Here is a 17,279-nt window from a genome sequence, read left to right as displayed (position 1 = left end):
GCACCGGAGCGCGACCGGCTCGTACCGTGGGGACATGATCGTTCGTCAAGGTGCGGGCCGGCGCCCCGGCTGTCCGGCAGCGGCGGCCGTGTTCGCCGTGGGGATGGCGGGCACCACGCTGCCCACCCCGCTCTACGGGCTGTACCGCCAGGAACTCGGCTTCTCGGAACTGATCGTGACGGTGGTGTTCGCCGTCTACGCGCTCGGCGTCATCGCCGTATTGCTGCTCGCGGGCAACTACTCGGACCGGGTCGGCCGCCGCCCCGTCCTGCTCGCGGCGCTGGCCTTCTCCGCGCTCAGCGCCGTGTGCTTCCTGAGCGAGGGCGGTCTGCCGCTGCTCTTCGCCGGCCGGCTGCTCTCCGGCCTCTCCGCCGGACTGTTCAGCGGCGCCGCCACCGCCGCGGTGCTCGAACTGGCCCCGGCGGAACGGAAGTCGCGCGCCGGGTTCGCCGCAGCGGCCGCGAACATGGGCGGTCTCGGCTGCGGCCCGCTGCTCGCGGGAATCCTCGCCCAGTACGCGCCGTGGCCGCTCAGCCTGCCCTTCCTCGCCCACCTCGCGCTGCTCGTCCCCGCGTGCGTACTGGTACTGCTGCTGCCCGAGACGGTCGACCACCCCGAACGGTGGCCGCGGCTCGCACCGCAGGGCCTGGTCGTACCGGCCGAGGCCCGCAGCGTCTTCGCGCCCTCGGCGTTCGCCGCCTTCGCCGGCTTCTCGCTGCTGGGCCTCTTCACCGCCGTGGCCCCGGCCTTCGAGGCCGAGACGCTGGGCGTGACGAACCTCGCGGTGTCGGGCGCGGTGGTCTCCTCGGTGTTCCTGGGCTCGACGGCGGGGCAGTCGCTGACGGAGAAGCTGGGGGCGAGCCGGGCCCTCCCGTGCGGCTGTTTCGTCCTGGTGGCCGGCCTCGCGATGGTGGCGGGCTCGCTCGTCGCCGAGATGCTGCCGCTGCTCGTCGCCGGCGCCCTGTGCGGCGGAATCGGCCAGGGGCTGGCCTTCCGCGTGGCCCTGACGTCCGTCGCCGCTGCCGCGCCCGCCGCACACCGCGGCGGCACCATCTCCACCTTCTTCGTCGTCGCCTACACCGGGATCTCCCTCCCGGTCGTCGGCGTCGGCGCCCTCACCGTGGCCCTCGGCCTCCGCGGTGCGGGCCTGACCTTCACGGCCTGCGTGGCCGTACTGGCCGCCTGCACGGGCGCCCACCTGCTGCGGAAGCCGCTGCCCGAGCGGAACGGCGGCTGACGGGCCCGCCCGTGAGGGAGGCCGAGGGCCGGAGGTGCTCTGCCGCTCAGCGGAGAACGACCTTACGGTGGTGCGTCGGCGCTCGTGACCGCGCGGACGACGCGAAGGCGCGCCGATGAGAGGAGCTGGTGCCATGCCGCTGGAACCCGTGTCCCAGGCTTTTCTGGAGCAGCTCGCCGAGGCCGACGGCCCGGCGATTCATGAGTCGACACCGGCGATCGCCCGGATGAGCGGGCCGGTCCTGGCCGGGCTGAGCGGGCGGGGCCCGGACGTCGGCGCCGTACGGAACCTCCGGCTCGACGGCAAGGGAGGCCGGTTCCGGGTCCGCGTACTCCAACCGGAGGGCGCGTCGCGGGCGGTCATCGTCTACTACCACGGCGGCGGCTGGGTCCTCGGCGACATCGACCTGCAGTACGACCACGTGGGCCGCCGGCTGGCGAACGCGACACAGTCGACCGTGGTGCTCGTCAACTACCGCAAGGCCCCCGAGCACCCCTTCCCGACCGCCGTCGAGGACAGCTGGACCGCCCTGCAATGGGTGGCCGCACACGCCGCCGAGCTGGCGCCCGAAGGCGTTCCGCTGATCGTCGCGGGGGACAGCGCGGGCGGGAACATCAGCGCGGTGCTGACGCTGTGGGCGCGTGACAAGGAGGGGCCGAGGATCGACCACCAGGTCCTGGTCTACCCCGTGACCGACTGCGACCCGGACACCGCCTCCTACCTGGCCCCCGAGAACCAGTTGCTGCTCAGCCGGGACACCATGCGGTGGTTCTGGGGGCACTACCTCGCGGACGAGGCGGCCCGCACCCACCCGGACGCGTCCCCGCTCCGCGCCACGAGCCACGCGGGGCTGCCGCCGGCGCTGGTGTACGTGGCCCAGTACGACCCGCTGCACGACGAAGGCGTCGCGTACGCAAGGGCGTTGGAGGAGGCGGGAGTGCCGGTCACGCTCGCCGAGGCCGAGGGTCAGATGCACGCGTACTTCCAGATGGCGGGCATCCTCCCCGGCCAGGAAGCCGGCCTGAACGTCGTCGCCGACCACATCAACCGCTTCGTCGCCTCGTTCGCCAAGGGGAGCGTGAGCAGCCATGTCTGAGCGCATATCAGGTGCCCCGCAGGGCTCGGCCCCCGATCTCGACGTCCTCGTCATCGGCGCCGGTTTCGCGGGCCTCTACCAGCTGCACAGGCTGCGCCGGCTCGGGTACCGGGCACGGATCATCGAGGCGGGCGACGACGTCGGCGGCACCTGGTACTGGAACCGCTATCCGGGGGCGCGCTGCGATATCGAGTCGGTCGAGTACTCCTACTCCTTCGACCCGGAGCTCCAGCAGGAGTGGGACTGGAGCGAGCGCTACGCCGCACAGCCGGAGCTGCTGTCCTACGCGCGGCACGTCGCGGACCGTTACGGCCTGCGCGAGGACATCACCTTCGGCACCCGGGTCGAGCGACTGGACTGGGACGACGACGCGTACCGGTGGACGGTGACGACCGACGACGGGACGTCCCGGACCGCGCGGTACGTGATCGCGGCGACCGGGTGCCTGTCGGTGCCCTCCCGGCCGGTCTTCGAAGGGCTGGAGGACTTCGCGGGCGAGGTGTACTGGACGTCCGGCTGGCCGCACGACGGCGTCGACCTGGCGGGGAAGCGGGTCGCCGTCATCGGCACCGGTTCGTCCGGACTCCAGACGATCACCGCGATCGCGCCCGTCGTCGCGGAACTCACCGTCTTCCAGCGCACGCCGAGCTTCGCCGTGCCGGCCCACAACGGGCCCAACGAGGAGCGGCTGGCCGAGGCCCGGAAGCACTACCCCGAGATCCGGGAGTACAGCCGGATGTCGCGCACGGGGTTCCGGTGCCCGGAGAGCACACGCACCCTGACGGAGACCGGCGCCGAGGAGGTCCGGCGCGAGTTCGACACGCGGTGGGCCGACGGCGGGCTGTGCTTCTCCAGCGCGTTCAAGGACGTCCTCAGGGACGCGCGGGCCAACGAGATCGCCGCCGAGTACGTGCGCGCCCGGATCCGCGCGAAGGTCCGGGACCCGGAGCTGGCCGAGAAGCTGTCGCCGCGTACGTACCCGATCGCCAGCAAGCGGATGTGCGTCGACACCGGCTACTTCGAGGTCTACAACCAGGATCATGTGTCGCTCGTCGACCTCAACGAACAGCCGGTCCGCCGGATCACCGCACGCGGGATCGTGACGGGCGGAGCGGGCCGCGAGCGCGCGTACGACTGCGACGTGATCGTCCTCGCCACCGGTTTCGACGCGATGACCGGCGCGCTGAACGCCATGGAGATACGCGGCGACGGAGGCACCCTGCGCGAGAAGTGGGAACACGGGCCGCGTACGTACCTGGGGCTGATGTCGGCCGGCTTCCCGAACCTCTTCATGGTCACCGGCCCGCAGAGCCCGTCGGTGCTGTCCAACATGATGACCTCGATCGAGTACCACGTCGACTGGATCACCCGTGCGCTGGAGTACCTCCGCGAGCACGGACTGCACCGCATGGAGGCGGCGCCCGAGGCCGAGGACAACTGGGTGAACACCACCAACGACCTCGCGGACCTCACGCTGATGCCGCAGGCCGCCTCGTGGTACATGGGCGCCAACATCCCCGGAAAACAACGGGTGTTCATGCCGTTCATCGGTGGCGTAGGGACGTACCGGCAGATCGGTGACGGCGTGGCGGTGGCGCACTACCACGGGTTCGAGCTGGCCTGAGCCCGTGCGTCAGGCCCCGGCGGCCAGGGTGTCGAGCAGCAGGGCGCCCAGGTCGTCCGGTGCCACCTCGCCGAGTTCGTCGAACGCCCCGGACCCCCGGCCCAGCGCGATCCCGATGATCGCCGCGACGATCATCTCGGCCCGCAGCCGGGGCCGCTCCAGCCCCTCCGCCGCGAACCGCCGGTGCAGGGGCTCCACCAGCCGCTCGTGGAGCGCGGCGCGTGCGGCCCCCTCGGCCGCCGGCTCGGCCAGGTGCTGGACGGCGACCTGGAGGACGGGGACGAGACCCCGGTGGTCGGCCCGCTTCAGGATGTACAGCAGCCGTTCCGGGTCGAGCAGGTCGCCCGGATCCGCGTCGCCGTGCTCGGCTTCGACCGTGGCCAGGTAGAGCTGTGTCTTGCCCCCGAAGTAGCGGGCGATGAGGGCGGGGTCCACGCCCGCCCGCCGGCCGATGTCCCGGGTCGTGGTGCGGTCGAAACCGCGCTCGGCGAAGAGCTCGCCCGCAGCGCGCAGCAGCGCCTCGCGACTGCGCGCCGAGTCCCTGCGGCGTGCTTCCTGCGTCCCGCTCACCGCTGTGCCTCCGTGTCCGCCGTTCCGGTCGCGATCACCCTACGTGCCCCGTCGCCCGGCGCCGGCTCATGGGACTCCGACACCTTCCGGGACGGCTCGGCGGGGCGCCGGTTGCGTACGAGCAGGTACCCGGCGAGGGCGGTGAGCACCCAGACCGCGCACCCTGCGAGCCCGGCGACCCGGTACCCGTGTTCGGCGGGCAGCCCCTGCGCCCCGGGGTGGGCCGCGAGGACGGCCGCGCTGAACGCGCTGCCTCCGGAGTACCCGATGTACTTCACCACCTGGTTGAAGCTCATCGCGCTGCTCGTCTCGTGCGCCGGCACCGCGCCCACGATCAGCGCGGGCATCACGGACATGGTGACCCCGGCGCCCAGGCCGATGAGCCCCATGGCGACGAACGCCTCCCAGAGCCCGCCCCGTACGCAGGTGAACAGCGCGGTTCCGCACAGGCAGACCAGGCAGCCCAGCGGCAGCAGCCGGCCCGGCGGGACGGTGCGGGAGACCAGCCGGACGAGGCGGCCCGACACCATGCTGGCCACCGAGAACGGCGTCAGGATCAGCCCGGCGACCACGACCGAGGCGCCGAATCCGTAGCCCGCCGACTCCGGCGTCTGGATGTACTGGGGTACCAGCGACAGCATCACGTACATCCCCACCCCGGAGAGCAGCGCCGTGAGGTCGGAGGCGAGCACCGACCGGTCGCGGACCAGCCGCATGTCGACCAGCGGGTGGTCGGTACGCAGCTCGTGCACCATCCACCAGACCAGCAGCAGCACCGAGACCGCGACCAGGCCGAGCAGCCGCCCGGACGCCCAGCCCCAGCGGCCGCCCACCGTGGTCGCGTAGAGCAGCCCGGCCAGCCCCGCGGCCAGCAGCACCGCGCCGAGGACGTCCAGCGGATGCTTGGGCCGCTGCGGTGACGGGGGAAGGACGACGGCGAGGGCGGCCAGCGCCAGCGCCGCGGCGAGCGCCGCGAACCAGAAGCCCGCGTGCAGCCCCAGGTACTGGGCGAGTATGCCGGTGAGCGGATAGCCCAGGCCCACGCCGGCCGCGGAGGTGAGGGAGAGGGTGGCCACGGCGTGCCGGGCGCGCTCGGGCGGCAGGGCGTCCCGCGCGGTGGCCATGGCCAGCGGGGTGAGTGCGATGCCGACCCCCTGGAACGCGCGCCCCACGACCAGGCCGGTGAAGCCGGTCGGCAGCGCCGCCAGCAGACTGCCCGCGAGCGTCAGCGCCAGCCCGCCGAGGATGACCCGCCGACGCTGCGGCCCGTCCCCCAGCCGCCCCATCAGCGGCGTGACCACCGCGCCCACCAGCATGGTCACCGTCAGCGACCACTGGGCCACGTCCAGGGACACATGGTCGACCCGCGCGATCGTCGGGATCAGCGGCGCCCCCAGACTGCTGACGACGGCCACCAGCATCCCCACCGAGAGCAGCACCGGCACCAGCGCCCGCTCCCTCCACGAGGGGGTCGTACCTGCGTCGCGCACAGCGGATTCCTCCTGTCGAACCGGCCGCCCGGCCATGTCATCAAGCGATGTCATCATACGATGACAAAAAGGTGCCCGATGCGCGCCCGGCCGGCCGCGACCATGACGAAGGGCGCCCCGGCCGGAGTGTGACCTCCGGCCGGGGCGCCCTTCCAGCGCGCTCTGTGCGGCCTTCCAGCGTCTGCTAGTAGCTGAGCGCCGCGCGCCAGTCGCCGCGGCCTCGGCGGGTGAGGTCGAGGAGGTGCCACACCGGGGCGAGCAGGTCGATGCCGCGCTCGTCGATGTCGTCGGACATCCTCGGGTGGGCCGAGTAGAAGTGGCGTACCGACCCGTCGCTGTCGCGGGTGAACACCGACACGGTCGAGTCCTGGTTGCCCTCGGCGTCCTCGCCGCCGAGGTCGTACTTGAAGGTGCTCGCTCCGGCGCTGAGCAGACGCAGGTTCGTCCACCCCCGGTCGCGGGCGTGCGCGCGCAGGGCGGGCACGTCGGCCGCGGCGACGACCGCGAGGTCCACGTTCTGCGCGATGTGGTGGGCGATTCCGTTGAACCCGTCGAGCCACATCGTGCACATGGGGCAGGGCTGCGTCTGCCGCTTGCCGTACATGAGCTGGTAGACCACCAGCTCGCGATCGGGGCCGGTGAACAACTCGCTCAGCCGCACGGACCGTACCGGCGCATCGCCGGCGTTCAGGTCCGCAGGGCCTTCCTCGAACACGTAGTCCTCGACGACGGGGCCAAGTGGCAGCCGACGCCGCATCTCAGCGACCTGCTCGCGATGGCGCATCAGGTCGATCTCGGCTTCGCGCAGCTTTTCGCGGGCGGCGGTGTAGTCAGCCGACTCCCCGGTGAGATTGGTCTGACGGATGGCTGCCTCCTGGTCGACCGGCATGTGGTGGCTGCTGCGTTGCCGTCATTGTCGGCCTGCGCGCGAGGGCCTGCCAAGTGAACCGGGGAGCCTGACTCCCGGCGCCGGCGGCTCCTGCCGCCGGAGGGCGCCTGCTTCAGGGTGCGGCAGGTGCCGATGCGTGTGCCGCGGGCTCCTTGAGCTCGATTTCGACGAAGGCCAGCCAGGAGTCGCCCGCGTTGACGACCTCGTGCTCGGCGCCCGCGGGACGGGTGTAGGACACGCCCGCCCTCAGTTCTGATGAGGCTTCCGTCCCACCGGGTGTGAGGATCCTGGTCGTGCCGTCGGTGAGCGGTACGACGACGTAGTCGTGCTCATGCACGTGCGGGCCTGTGCTGGTGCCGGGCTCGAAATCCCAGCGGGTGACGCGTACGCGTGCGTCGTCCTGCTGCACCGTGGCCCGGGCCGTGGTCGCCATCGCGATTCCTTCCGTTCGGTGTGCCGTGCCGGCCGGGAGCGGAGGGAGCCGCTGACCGGTGGAGGCGTGCCGGGGTGCCGGACGCCGCCTCCGGCACAGGTTAGTCCTGTTGATCACGGCATCCGACGGGGCTCTTCGGTGTCGGGGCCGGCAGGTCGGCCGGGGTGCTGCCCGGCCGCGGACCGCCCGGACCGCCTGACGAGGAGGTCGGTGACCAGGGCGAGCGGCGGCCAGTCCAGGCGGCCGTGGCGGGCGACTGCGTACGCACGTAGTTCGACGTCGGGGGCGGTGAGCGGGAGGAACCGCACAGCCGGGAACGTGACGGTCCCCAAGGGGAGCAGGCCCACGCCGAGCCCGGCCGTGATCATGCCCTGCACGAGGTCGAGGCTGTCGGCCTGGTGGGTGATGCGCGGGGTGAAGCCCGCCATGGAGGCAAGGGTGCGGATGACGGTCTCGTCCGCGGTGTTGCGCGAGTTGACGATCCAGTCCTGCCCGGCGAGCTGGGCGAAGACCTCCAGCGTCGTCCCCTCCCGGATGCCGGCCCGCGCGGGGACGCCCAGGCCCCAGCGCGCGGTCCACAGGGCGGTGGCGTTCACCACGGGGTCCTCGGCCGCGGGCGCCAGGTTGTAGTCGTAGGTCAAGGCCAGATCGGTGGCGTCCTCGGCCAGGAGCCGCAGCGCCTCGGCGGGTTCGTGTTCGCGGACCAGGACACGGAGGCGGGGGTGGCTCGTGGTCAGGGCGGTGACGATGGGCAGCAGGTGGGCGCGGATGGCGGTGGCGAAGCCCGCGACGCGCAGGGTGCCGTTGGGCTCGGCTCCTGGCGCGAGGTCGTGGCGCGCCGTCTCGACGGCGGAGAGGATCGTCACCGCGTGCTCGGCCAGCCGGCGGCCCGCGGGGGTCAGCCGCACCAGGCGCCCGTGCGGTTCGGTCAGCGCGGTGCCCATTTCGTCCGCCAGGGCGGCGATCTGCTGCGAGACCGTCGAGGTGGTCGTGGCCAGCATGTCGGCCACCGCACGCATGGACCCCAGGCGGGACAGCTCCACCAGCATCCGCAGTCGTCGCGTCTCCATTCCATCATTGTCCATGGTTCGCGAACGGATCATCAATGATCGGCACGTGGACGCGAACGGTTCGCGCATCGTCTACTCGGGGCCATGAGCTTGCTGAAACACCGCACGGGTCCGTGCCTGCCCACGTCCGCGACCGGGGCCCTGATGGCCGTGGCCTCCATGTCCACCATCCAGCTCGGGCTGGCGCTGTCGGTTCCGCTGGTCGATCGGCTCGGCGCCCTGGGCGCGACAGGGCTGCGTCTGGCGTGGGCCGGTGTGCTCCTGCTGGCCCTGATACGGCCCCGCCTGCGCGACTTCGCCGGCCGCGACCTGCTGGCGTGCGCCACGCTGGGCGCGGTCAGCGCGGGCATGATGGTGTTCTTCATGCTCGCCGTGACCAGGCTGCCGCTCGGTACGGCCAGCGCACTGGAATTCCTCGGCCCGCTGGCCGTATCCCTCTTCGGCCCGGGGCGCGGCCGTAAACGCTGGACGGCCATGGCCGCCATCGGTGTCGTCGCACTGACCGAACCCTGGCGCGGCGGCATCGACGCGGCCGGCGCGGGCTTCGCACTGGCCGCCGCGGCCTGCTGGGCGGCCTACATCCTGCTGACCCAACGCGTGGGCGATTCCGTGACCGGTCTCAGCGGACTGGCCGTCTCCATGCCCGTCGCCGGCCTCATCGGCCTCCTCGTCGCGGCACCCTCCGACCTGGAACACGTCACCTGGAAGCTGCTCGGAGCCCTGCTGGGGCTGGCCGCGCTGGGCGCCGTACTGCCCTTCGCCCTCGAGTTCCTCGCCCTGCGCCGCCTCACGACCTCCGCCTTCGGCACCCTGATGAGCCTGGAACCGGCCATCGCGCTGCTTGCCGGCCTGCTGGTGCTCGGCCAGATACCCGGCCTCGCGCCCGCGGCCGGCGTCGCCTTCGTCGTGATCGCCGGCATCGGCGCCACCCGCACCGGCGCCCGCCCCACCCCGGCACCTTCTGAACCCCAACACACCAAGACATCCACCGCAGTCGCCTCGTCGTCGAGCTGAACCGCCGGGCGGCCGGGGTCGGTGTCACCGGTCGCGTGAGGTGGGCCACGCGACCGGCGATCAGGAATGCGCTCTGGCGTACCCCTGTTGTACGAGAAGCATCGTAGTTCGGCAGGCGTTGCCATCGACACGCGTCGCCATCGACACGCGTCGCCATCGGCGGGCCGGGTGCCTCGGTTCGGATGGACTCCTTTTAGTTTGATGGATGCCGTACTACGATGCGTGTCGTACTACGATGCTGTCGCATCCGAGGCTTCGGGCTCTGTCCGGAGCCGCCTCCGCCCTCGTTCACGTCCAGGGAGCCCGTTGTGAGCGCACTGTTCGAGCCGATCACCCTTCGGTCGCTGACCATTCCGAACCGTCTCTGGATGGCTCCGATGTGCCAGTACTCGGCGGCGCCGGACGGGCCCGAGCAGGGTGCGCCCAACGACTGGCACTTCCAGCACCTGGCCGCCCGTGCCGTCGGCGGCACCGGCCTGATCATCGCCGAGGCCACGGCCGTCAGCCCCGAGGGCCGGATCAGCCCGTACGACCTGGGGCTGTGGAACGACACCCAGGTCGCGGCCTTCCGCCGCATCACCGACTTCATCAAGGCGCAGGGCGCCGTCGCCGGTATTCAGATAGCGCACGCCGGGCGGAAGGCCTCGACCGAGCGGACCTGGGTGGACCGCGGCGCGCCGATCGCCCCTGGTGAGGGGCATGGGTGGCAGCCGGTGGCGCCGAGTGCGGTGGCGTTCGACGGGAAGTCGACGGAGCCGGCGGAGCTGTCGGTGGCGCAGATCAAGGAGATCGTGGAGCAGTTCGCGGCGACCGCGCGGCGGGCGCTGGAGGCCGGTTTCCAGGTTGCCGAGATCCATGGTGCGCACGGGTACCTGATCAATGAGTTCCTGTCGCCCTTCACGAACCGGCGCACCGACGAGTACGGCGGGTCGTACGAGAACCGGGTGCGGTTCGCGCTGGAGGTCGTGGACGCGGTGCGGGCGGTGTGGCCCGAGGACCTGCCGCTGTTCTTCCGTATCTCGGCCACGGACTGGCTGAGCGAGAACGCGGAGGACGGGCGTACCGGCTGGACCGCGGACGAGACCGTGCGTTTCGCCGCCGAGCTCAAGGCGCACGGCGTCGACCTGCTGGACACCTCCACCGGTGGCAACGCGCCGGACGCGAAGATCGAGGCCGTGCCGAACTACCAGGTGCCGTTCGCCACGCGGGTCAAGGAGGAGGCCGGGCTGCCGGTGGGGGCCGTGGGGCTGATCACCGAGGCGCAGCAGGCCGAGAAGATCGTTGCTGACGGGGAGGCGGACGCGGTGCTGCTCGGGCGTGAGCTGCTGCGTACGCCGTACTTCGCTCAGCAGGCCGCCCGCGAGCTGGGCGCCACGCCGCACATCGCTCAGCAGTACCACCGCGCCTGATCGCACACACCGCGCTTCATCGCCCGGACCGCGCGGCACTCGGTCGAGTGCGGCACGGCCCGGGCGATGTGTTTGTGCGGGCGGCCGCGGACCGGCGTCGGGCGGGCTCCTGCAATATGGGGCCGCGCAGAAATGTCCGTTCACCGGCCCGGAGGTGCCATGCCGCCGCTGATGAGGCTTACCGCGATCACGCTCGACTGTCCCGACCCGTTGGCGCTGGCGGCGTTCTACCAGCAGGCGACCGGGCTCGCACCGCATCCGGAGTCCGGTGCGGAATTCGCGGCGCTCCGCGACGGGGACGGGCTGGTCCTCGGTTTTCAGCGGGTGAGCGATCACCGGGCGCCGACCTGGCCCGACCAGATCATTCCGCAGCAGCTCCATCTCTGTTTCTCCGTCGAGGACTTGGACGAGTCCGAGGCCCGGTTGCTGGCGTTGGGGGCCGGGAAGCCGGAGCACCAGCCGTGCGAGGCGCGGTGGCGGGTGCTCACGGATCCCGCCGGGCATCCCTTCTGCCTGGTCGGCGGGGGATAGAGCAGTTGGAGGGCCCGGAGGCCGGGCCCTCCGGCTCGGCTCCTCGGCCGGACGGCTGGATCACCGACGCGCGGAGGTAGTAGAGGTCGTCGCAACCGCAACGTGTGCCGCCGGGCGATGGCTGGAGATGTGCCCTCTGCCCGGCGCTGATCGGATGCGCGGAAAATGCCCTCCCGGTGCGCGGCCGCCGTTCGTAGGATGCGGCCGTGTCCGGCGCGCGCCGGCCTGCTCTTCGCGAAGCGGGGGACGGTTCACCGGAGGGACGTGACGACATGCAGCGGATGGCGAGCGCCGCGGCGGTGGTGCTGGCGGCAGCCCTGCTCGTGGGGTGTCAGCCGACGGAGGGCCAGGACCGGGCCGTGGGGTGTGCGAAGTTCGCACTCGCGGTGTCCGACGCCATTGGCGACCTGGAACACGCCGTGCTGGAGTCCGCCCTCGACCAGGAGGCGGACGCGGCGGTCGATGCGCTGGACAAGGCGGCCGGTGAGCTGACGGAGCGGTCGGCCGGCGCGGAGGTGCAGCAGGCCGCCGCCGCGGTCCGCGAGGCGGCGGGCCAGGTACGCGTGGCGCTGGCCGAGGGCCGTACGCCGGACCTGGCGCCCTTGCAGAGCGCGGGCCTGCGCCTGATCAAGGCGTGCCCCCGGGGAGCGGCCGAGCCCGTGCCCGGCGGCACGGGGGAGTAACCGGGCGCCGCGGGGGAGCAACCGGGGCCGGGCGTCGCAGTGTCGACGTCCGGCCGCTTCCGGTATGCGCTGGGCCCGGTCGGACGCCGGCGCCCCGACTGCTACCCCTGTACCGCCGCCCCGCGCTCCGCCGCGGCGGTCGAGAGGACGAGGTCGATGTCGACCGGGCGGTCCTCGCCGTGGTGCACGGCCGCCGAGGCCCGCGGGGAGTGGCCGGCGACCATGGCGGCCAGGACGTACGCGCCGCCGTCCGGGACGGCGACCGCGTAGCGGCCGTCGTGGCCGGTGAGCGCCGTACCGGCCCGGCGCCCGTGCCGGTCGATCAGCGCCACCCGGGCGCGGGCGACGGGGAGGCCGGCCGGGTCCAGGACGCGGCCGCGGAATCCGGCGGCGGGCGCCCGCGTCGCCGGCACCGGCTGGGTCGCGGAGGCCGTGCGGGGCGCCGGGATCGCCGCGCCGGACTGCTGCGCGGGCGTCGGAATCGCCGCACCGGACTGCTGCTGCCGGCTGATCTCGTCCTCGCTGCTGGCCAGCATCTGCGGTGCGGAGATCTGCCGGCCGCGCGGCAGGAAGACCGCGAGCAGCAGGCCGAGGGCGACCGCCGCGGTGGCGATGAGGAACGAGACGCGGAAGCCGTGCATGGTGGGGACCGCCGCGCTTCCCACGTGGTGCGCGGTGTTGGCGAGGACCATGCCGATGACGGCGCTCGACACGGACGTACCGATCGAACGCATCAGGGTGTTGAGGCCGTTGGCCGCGCCCGTCTCGGACGGGTCGACCGCACCGTTGATCAGCGCCGGGAGGGAGGAGTACGCGAGGCCGATGCCGGCGCCGACGATGACAGAGATGACGATGGTCTGCCAGGCGGCGCTCATCAGGCCGAGCCCCGCGCCGTAACCGATCGCGATGATCAGCATGCCGAGCATGAGGGTGAGCTTCGGGCCGTACCGCGCCGACAGCCGGGCGTAGACGGGCGCGGTGAACATCATCGTCAGGCCCAGCGGTGCCACGCACAGCCCCGCGACCACCATGGACTGGCCCAGGCCGTAGCCGGTGGCGGCCGGCAGCTGGAGGAGCTGCGGCAGCACCAGCGAGATCGCGTAGAACGCGACACCGACCATGATCGAGGCGAGGTTGGTGAGGAGCACCTCGCGGCGCGCGGTGGTACGCAGATCGACCAGCGGTGCCTTCATGCGCAGCTCCATCAGGCCCCACAGGAGGAGCACGACCAGCGCGGCGGCGAAGAGGCCGAGCGTCGTACCGGAACTCCAGCCCCAGTCGCTTCCTTTGGTGATCGGCAGCAGGAACAGGACGAGACCGAGGGAGAGCCCGAGGGCGCCGGCGACGTCGAAGCGGCCCTCGGCCCGGACACCGCTCTCCGGTACGACCACCAGCGTCAGCAGGATCGACAGGACACCCAGGCCGGCGGCGGCGAAGAACAGGGCGTGCCAGTCCGCGTGCTGGGCGATCAGGGCGGCGGCCGGCAGCGCGAGCCCGCCGCCGACGCCTATGGAGGAGCTCATCAGGGCCAGGGCCGAACCGAGCCGCTCACGGGGGAGTTCGTCGCGCATGAGCCCGATGCCGAGCGGGATGGCGCCCATGGCGAAGCCCTGGAGCGCGCGGCCGACGATCATCACGAGGAGGTCGCTGGTGAAGCCGCAGACCAGCGATCCCACGACCATGACCGCGAGGCTGCTGACCAGCATGCGCCGCTTGCCGTACAGGTCGCCGAGCCGGCCCATGATCGGGGTCGCGACGGCGCCGGCGAGCAGCGTGGACGTCATGACCCAGGTGGCGTTCGACGGTGCGGTGTTCAGGAGGGTGGGCAGGTCCTTGATGACCGGTACGAGCAGCGTTTGCATCACGGCGACCGCGATGCCGGCGAAGGCAAGGACGAGGACGACTCCGCCTGTGCGTCGTTGAGCCATCGTCTGGGACATTGCCTGGGACCTCCGGGGACGGGAGCGGGCGGGCGGTGGCGTACGCACGCAGCCGGTGGGCCCGCTGACGGGCCCACCGGTGAGCGTGTGTCGTACGTGCAGAACGAACTCGTCCGCGCGCACGGGTATTCCGAGGAGCATCGTACGAAGGGAAGTCTTGACCCTTCCATTACGTCGCTCACATCGCCCGCCCCTTTTGCCCTGTGCTCCCGCTCAGGACGTGGCGGAGGCTCCCGCGGAACCCGGCGGCTGCTCCGGCGGCCGCGGCCGCAGCACGAAGTCCTGGTGGGCGACGGTGCCGTCCCTGACGTACACCCGCTTGATGGACGGGATGCGGCGCGGCCCGCCGGCGACGATGTTGACGAAGCCCTCCGGCAGTCCGGTGACGCTGTACGCGCCCCGCTCGTCGGTGCGGGTGCGCGTCAGCTGTCGTCCGTCGGTGGTGGTCACGGTGATCAGCACACCGTGCAGGGGCTGCTCCCCGGTGTCCCGGATGCGTCCGGTCAGCATCGGCTCGGACGCCCCGATGTAGTGCGTGGCCGCGCGCACCGGCATCGGATGGGGCATCTCCAGCGCCGGGTCCTGCACCGCCTCTTCCAGGTCGGAGGGGGTCAGCTCCGCGTCCCCGCCGGAGCGTGCCACGCGTACCCGGTGCCGCTCCCAGAAGTAGCCGATGCAGATCAGTACGACACCGGCGACGATCCACAGGCTCAGCGCCAGCAGCGGGCGGAACAGCTCGACGCCGTCGAAGTACATCTCGTTGCGCAGCGCCTCGACCAGATTGCCCAGCGGCATGTACGGATGCAGCCAGCGGAAGAAGGCGGGCACCATCTCGACCGGGATCGCGCCGCCGCTGGCCGGCATGGAGAGCAGCACGAAGACGACGATGGCCACCCCGGGGAAGAACTGCCGGACGAACGGCACCAGTCCGTAGCAGGTCAGCGAGACGCCCAGGCTCAGCATGAACATGTACAGCAGGCAGACCGGCCGGTCCACGATGCAGTCCATCGCGAGCGCGATGTAGAAGGCGGCCACGGCCATCACGGCGCCGGCGACGACGAACGTGACGACCTTCTTCCAGCGGCTGAGGACGGTGGCCCGCAGCATCATCATCACCATGATGTACGACGGGATGGTGAGGCCCAGGCAGAGATAGAAGAGGCTGGTGCCCATGGCGTCCTTGGGCGCGGTGGGCGCGAGCTCGATCTGCTCGAGGGCGCCGCCGCCGTGCTCGGCGATCGGCGTGAACACCTGCTGGAGCACGGCCTCGATCTCGAAGCCGCCGGCCTTGGCGGTGTAGAGGGCCGGACGGTCGGGGTCCGGGAGGTACGCGCCGGCGGTGCGGCGTTCTCGTACCGCGCTCCGGAGGGCGGCGTCACCACCGCGTACCGGGTGCACCTCGAAGCCTCCCGGCACGGCCCGGTCGAGCGTCTGCTGCACCTGGCCGGCCGCCGGGGCGGGGACGGCCACTTTGATGTCGTGCGGTGTGGGGTTGTGAAAGGCCAGCAGATAGCAGAAGAGGAAGCCGAAGAAGAACAGCGCCGGGAACCAGAGGCTGCTGACGAGGACCTTCGCCGTGTGCGTCCACCGCGGCCGCGGTGCGTCGTCGGCCGGTGCCGCGGCCTCTTGCTGTGTTTCGGACATGCCGCCCTTCCCTGACCGCGCCCACGCCGCCGACCTCGCCCCGCACCGGGCGCGCCCCTCTTCGTGCGGGCCCGCCCGGGAGCCGGTCGCCGTCTCTCCGCTGCTGTGGCATCTCCGCCGGCACGGTCCGGCACACCCGCTTTGCTGCACTCGGCCCAGCAGGTTGGCCCGCGCGGGGGCGGACCCCGCGCGCGGACCCCGCCCCTCGCCGTCCTGCGTCAGCGGCCCCGGGCCGGTGCGGTGAGTGCGGTGAGCGCCTCCCGGAGGTGCGTGAGCGACGCCTGGATCCACGGCAGCGACAGCGGATCCGGCGACCGCAGCGCCGACCGGCGCTCGTCGGCCGTCTCGCCGTACAGCAGGCTCGTCGCCACCCGGGCCCGCAGCCCCTCGGGCGCGTCCCCGAAGGCCTCGCCCGCCAGCACCCCGACGCCGTGCCCCTCCAGGAGCGCCGCGGCCAGGCCCGCCCCGGTGGTGATGCCGTGTGCGGCCAGCACCGGCCGTATCGGCTCGAAGTCCGGGTAGAGGTAGAACCCCGCCTCGGGCGTCCGGCAGTGTGCCCCGGCGGCGGTGAATTCGGCGTGCACGGCGCGTGCGACGGTGCCGTGCAGCCGCCGGGCGGCGTCGATGTGTGCCCGTACCTCCGGCGGGTCCGCCAGGATGTGCGCGGCCGCGGTCTGCATGGGCGCGGCCAGGCTGGACCAGATCTCGCTGGCCACCCCGGTCAGGTCGCGCATCAGCCGCTCGCCCCAGGCGCCCGCCGGCACCCGCGCGAACCCGATCCGCCAGCCGCCCAGCGCCATGGACTTGCTCAGACCGCTGGTGACGACCGTCCGCTCGGGCAGCAGGCGGACGGCGCTGGGCGCGCGCCGGGGCTCCGCCGTTCGCTGAGGCCCAGCCGAACTCCCCGCGTCCGGGACCGCCGGGTGCAGGACCTCCGCGTAGATCTCGTCCGAGACGACCACGAGCCCGTGCCGTTCGGCGATCGCGCACACCGCGCGGACGTCCGCCTCGCGGGCGACCGTACCGGTCGGGTTGTCCGGCATGGTGAGGATCAGTACGCCGGGCCGCGCGCCGTCCGCCCGCGCGGCGGCCAGCGCGTCCTCCAGCAGCGCAGGATCCGGCACGCCGCCGGCCGCTTCCGGCACCGGTACGTCCACGACCCGCTTGCCCACCAGCGCGGCCTGTGCCGCGTAGCTGACCCAGGCGGGGCAGGGCAGGACCACGTCACCGGGCAGCGTGGCGAGCAGCGCGAAGAGCAGGGCCTTGCTGCCGGGCGCGAACAGCACCTGCTCGGGCCCGGTGGCCGTGCCGCGGCGGGTGAACCACCCGGCCGCGGCCGCGCGCGCCGCCTCCTCGCCGACGACGGGGCCGTACCCGTTGCGGCCGGCGGCGGCCGACAGTACCGCCGCGACGTCGTCGGGCACCGGCAGCCCCGCCTCGCCGAAGCCGAGGTGCAGGACCTGCTCGCCCGCGGCGCGGCGGGCCCGAATCGTCTCGTCGATGGCCAAGGTCGCCGAATGCATGGTCACGGCGGTCCACACTCCTCACGCGGATCGGTCCGTAGGGTCGCGGGCACGCCCGTTCGACGCAATCCCGATTGCTGGGCAGACGATACATGCAAGAAAATTTGCATTCGAGGGGTGGTGTGC

At 72.4% G+C, this 17,279-nt stretch carries 15 protein-coding genes; 7 read left to right on the top strand and 8 right to left on the bottom strand.

From position 1 onward, the window contains the following. The first annotated feature begins 34 nt into the window (after positions 1-34). The 3 genes from ACZ6WH_RS14235 to ACZ6WH_RS14225 all read left to right on the top strand — a co-directional run bounded on the left by ACZ6WH_RS14235 (position 35) and on the right by ACZ6WH_RS14225 (position 3,957). Positions 35-1,237 (top strand): MFS transporter, encoded by a 1,203-nt coding sequence (locus ACZ6WH_RS14235; protein ID WP_469728400.1) that lies wholly within the window; start codon positions 35-37, stop codon positions 1,235-1,237. 133 nt (positions 1,238-1,370) lie between these two features. Beyond that, on the top strand, positions 1,371-2,333 hold the full coding sequence (locus ACZ6WH_RS14230; protein WP_469728399.1) for an alpha/beta hydrolase: 963 nt from the start codon (positions 1,371-1,373) through the stop codon (positions 2,331-2,333). After that, on the top strand, positions 2,326-3,957 hold the full coding sequence (locus ACZ6WH_RS14225; RefSeq protein ID WP_469728398.1) for a flavin-containing monooxygenase: 1,632 nt from the start codon (positions 2,326-2,328) through the stop codon (positions 3,955-3,957). The genes ACZ6WH_RS14230 and ACZ6WH_RS14225 overlap by 8 nt, the downstream gene beginning before the upstream one ends. A 9-nt stretch (positions 3,958-3,966) precedes the next feature. Here the strand turns inward: ACZ6WH_RS14225 and ACZ6WH_RS14220 are convergent, their stop codons facing one another. The 5 genes from ACZ6WH_RS14220 to ACZ6WH_RS14200 form a co-directional block, all read right to left on the bottom strand. Then, positions 3,967-4,527, bottom strand: a complete 561-nt coding sequence (locus ACZ6WH_RS14220; protein WP_469728396.1) for a TetR/AcrR family transcriptional regulator — start codon at positions 4,525-4,527, stop codon at positions 3,967-3,969. Then, the gene (locus ACZ6WH_RS14215) at positions 4,524-6,017 is read right to left on the bottom strand and encodes an MFS transporter (RefSeq protein WP_469728394.1); all 1,494 of its coding nucleotides are present in this window, start codon (positions 6,015-6,017) and stop codon (positions 4,524-4,526) included. Before ACZ6WH_RS14215 ends, ACZ6WH_RS14220 begins: the two co-directional genes overlap by 4 nt. A gap of 184 nt (positions 6,018-6,201) precedes the next feature. Further along, a complete protein-coding gene (locus tag ACZ6WH_RS14210; protein WP_469728392.1) occupies positions 6,202-6,906 on the bottom strand; it encodes a DUF899 family protein in 705 nt (234 codons plus the stop codon). A gap of 112 nt (positions 6,907-7,018) precedes the next feature. After that, on the bottom strand, positions 7,019-7,339 hold the full coding sequence (locus ACZ6WH_RS14205) for a cupin domain-containing protein (protein ID WP_432861556.1): 321 nt from the start codon (positions 7,337-7,339) through the stop codon (positions 7,019-7,021). Positions 7,340-7,452: 113 nt separating this feature from the next. After that, complete coding sequence (locus ACZ6WH_RS14200; RefSeq protein WP_469728390.1) at positions 7,453-8,409, bottom strand: LysR family transcriptional regulator; 957 nt, start codon at positions 8,407-8,409, stop codon at positions 7,453-7,455. A gap of 84 nt (positions 8,410-8,493) precedes the next feature. On the opposite strand from ACZ6WH_RS14200, the gene ACZ6WH_RS14195 reads away from it, so the two are divergent. From ACZ6WH_RS14195 to ACZ6WH_RS14180, 4 genes are all read left to right on the top strand, one after another. Continuing rightward, a complete protein-coding gene (locus ACZ6WH_RS14195; protein WP_469728389.1) occupies positions 8,494-9,423 on the top strand; it encodes an EamA family transporter in 930 nt (309 codons plus the stop codon). A gap of 308 nt (positions 9,424-9,731) precedes the next feature. Then, positions 9,732-10,832 (top strand): NADH:flavin oxidoreductase/NADH oxidase, encoded by a 1,101-nt coding sequence (locus ACZ6WH_RS14190; protein ID WP_469728387.1) that lies wholly within the window; start codon positions 9,732-9,734, stop codon positions 10,830-10,832. A gap of 159 nt (positions 10,833-10,991) precedes the next feature. Next, on the top strand, positions 10,992-11,363 hold the full coding sequence (locus tag ACZ6WH_RS14185) for a VOC family protein (protein WP_469728385.1): 372 nt from the start codon (positions 10,992-10,994) through the stop codon (positions 11,361-11,363). Positions 11,364-11,635: 272 nt separating this feature from the next. Next, complete coding sequence (locus ACZ6WH_RS14180; protein ID WP_469728383.1) at positions 11,636-12,046, top strand: hypothetical protein; 411 nt, start codon at positions 11,636-11,638, stop codon at positions 12,044-12,046. A 101-nt stretch (positions 12,047-12,147) separates the two neighbouring features. On the opposite strand, the gene ACZ6WH_RS14175 is transcribed toward ACZ6WH_RS14180, so the two are convergent. The 3 genes from ACZ6WH_RS14175 to ACZ6WH_RS14165 form a co-directional block, all read right to left on the bottom strand. Then, on the bottom strand, positions 12,148-13,986 hold the full coding sequence (locus tag ACZ6WH_RS14175; protein WP_469728382.1) for an MFS transporter: 1,839 nt from the start codon (positions 13,984-13,986) through the stop codon (positions 12,148-12,150). Positions 13,987-14,199: 213 nt separating this feature from the next. Further along, the gene (locus ACZ6WH_RS14170; protein ID WP_469728380.1) at positions 14,200-15,630 is read right to left on the bottom strand and encodes a carboxypeptidase regulatory-like domain-containing protein; all 1,431 of its coding nucleotides are present in this window, start codon (positions 15,628-15,630) and stop codon (positions 14,200-14,202) included. 218 nt (positions 15,631-15,848) lie between these two features. Beyond that, positions 15,849-17,159, bottom strand: a complete 1,311-nt coding sequence (locus ACZ6WH_RS14165; RefSeq protein WP_469728378.1) for a pyridoxal phosphate-dependent aminotransferase — start codon at positions 17,157-17,159, stop codon at positions 15,849-15,851. Between the last annotated feature and the right edge of the window lie 120 nt (positions 17,160-17,279).

The organism is Streptomyces sp. NPDC050806 (assembly GCF_055586425.1).
This window is presented reverse-complemented; position numbering and strand designations above follow the sequence as displayed.

What these genes read in the sequence shown, in the direction of transcription:
- ACZ6WH_RS14235 (WP_469728400.1), top strand. Translation starts at nt 35, where the DNA reads ATGATCGTTCGTCAAGGTGCGGGCCGGCGCCCCGGCTGTCCGGCAGCG.
- ACZ6WH_RS14230 (WP_469728399.1), top strand. Translation starts at nt 1,371, where the DNA reads ATGCCGCTGGAACCCGTGTCCCAGGCTTTTCTGGAGCAGCTCGCCGAG.
- ACZ6WH_RS14225 (WP_469728398.1), top strand. Translation starts at nt 2,326, where the DNA reads ATGTCTGAGCGCATATCAGGTGCCCCGCAGGGCTCGGCCCCCGATCTC.
- ACZ6WH_RS14210 (WP_469728392.1), bottom strand. Translation starts at nt 6,906, where the DNA reads ATGCCGGTCGACCAGGAGGCAGCCATCCGTCAGACCAATCTCACCGGG.
- ACZ6WH_RS14205 (WP_432861556.1), bottom strand. Translation starts at nt 7,339, where the DNA reads ATGGCGACCACGGCCCGGGCCACGGTGCAGCAGGACGACGCACGCGTA.
- ACZ6WH_RS14200 (WP_469728390.1), bottom strand. Translation starts at nt 8,409, where the DNA reads ATGGAGACGCGACGACTGCGGATGCTGGTGGAGCTGTCCCGCCTGGGG.
- ACZ6WH_RS14195 (WP_469728389.1), top strand. Translation starts at nt 8,494, where the DNA reads ATGAGCTTGCTGAAACACCGCACGGGTCCGTGCCTGCCCACGTCCGCG.
- ACZ6WH_RS14185 (WP_469728385.1), top strand. Translation starts at nt 10,992, where the DNA reads ATGCCGCCGCTGATGAGGCTTACCGCGATCACGCTCGACTGTCCCGAC.
- ACZ6WH_RS14180 (WP_469728383.1), top strand. Translation starts at nt 11,636, where the DNA reads ATGCAGCGGATGGCGAGCGCCGCGGCGGTGGTGCTGGCGGCAGCCCTG.
- ACZ6WH_RS14175 (WP_469728382.1), bottom strand. Translation starts at nt 13,986, where the DNA reads ATGTCCCAGACGATGGCTCAACGACGCACAGGCGGAGTCGTCCTCGTC.
- ACZ6WH_RS14170 (WP_469728380.1), bottom strand. Translation starts at nt 15,630, where the DNA reads ATGTCCGAAACACAGCAAGAGGCCGCGGCACCGGCCGACGACGCACCG.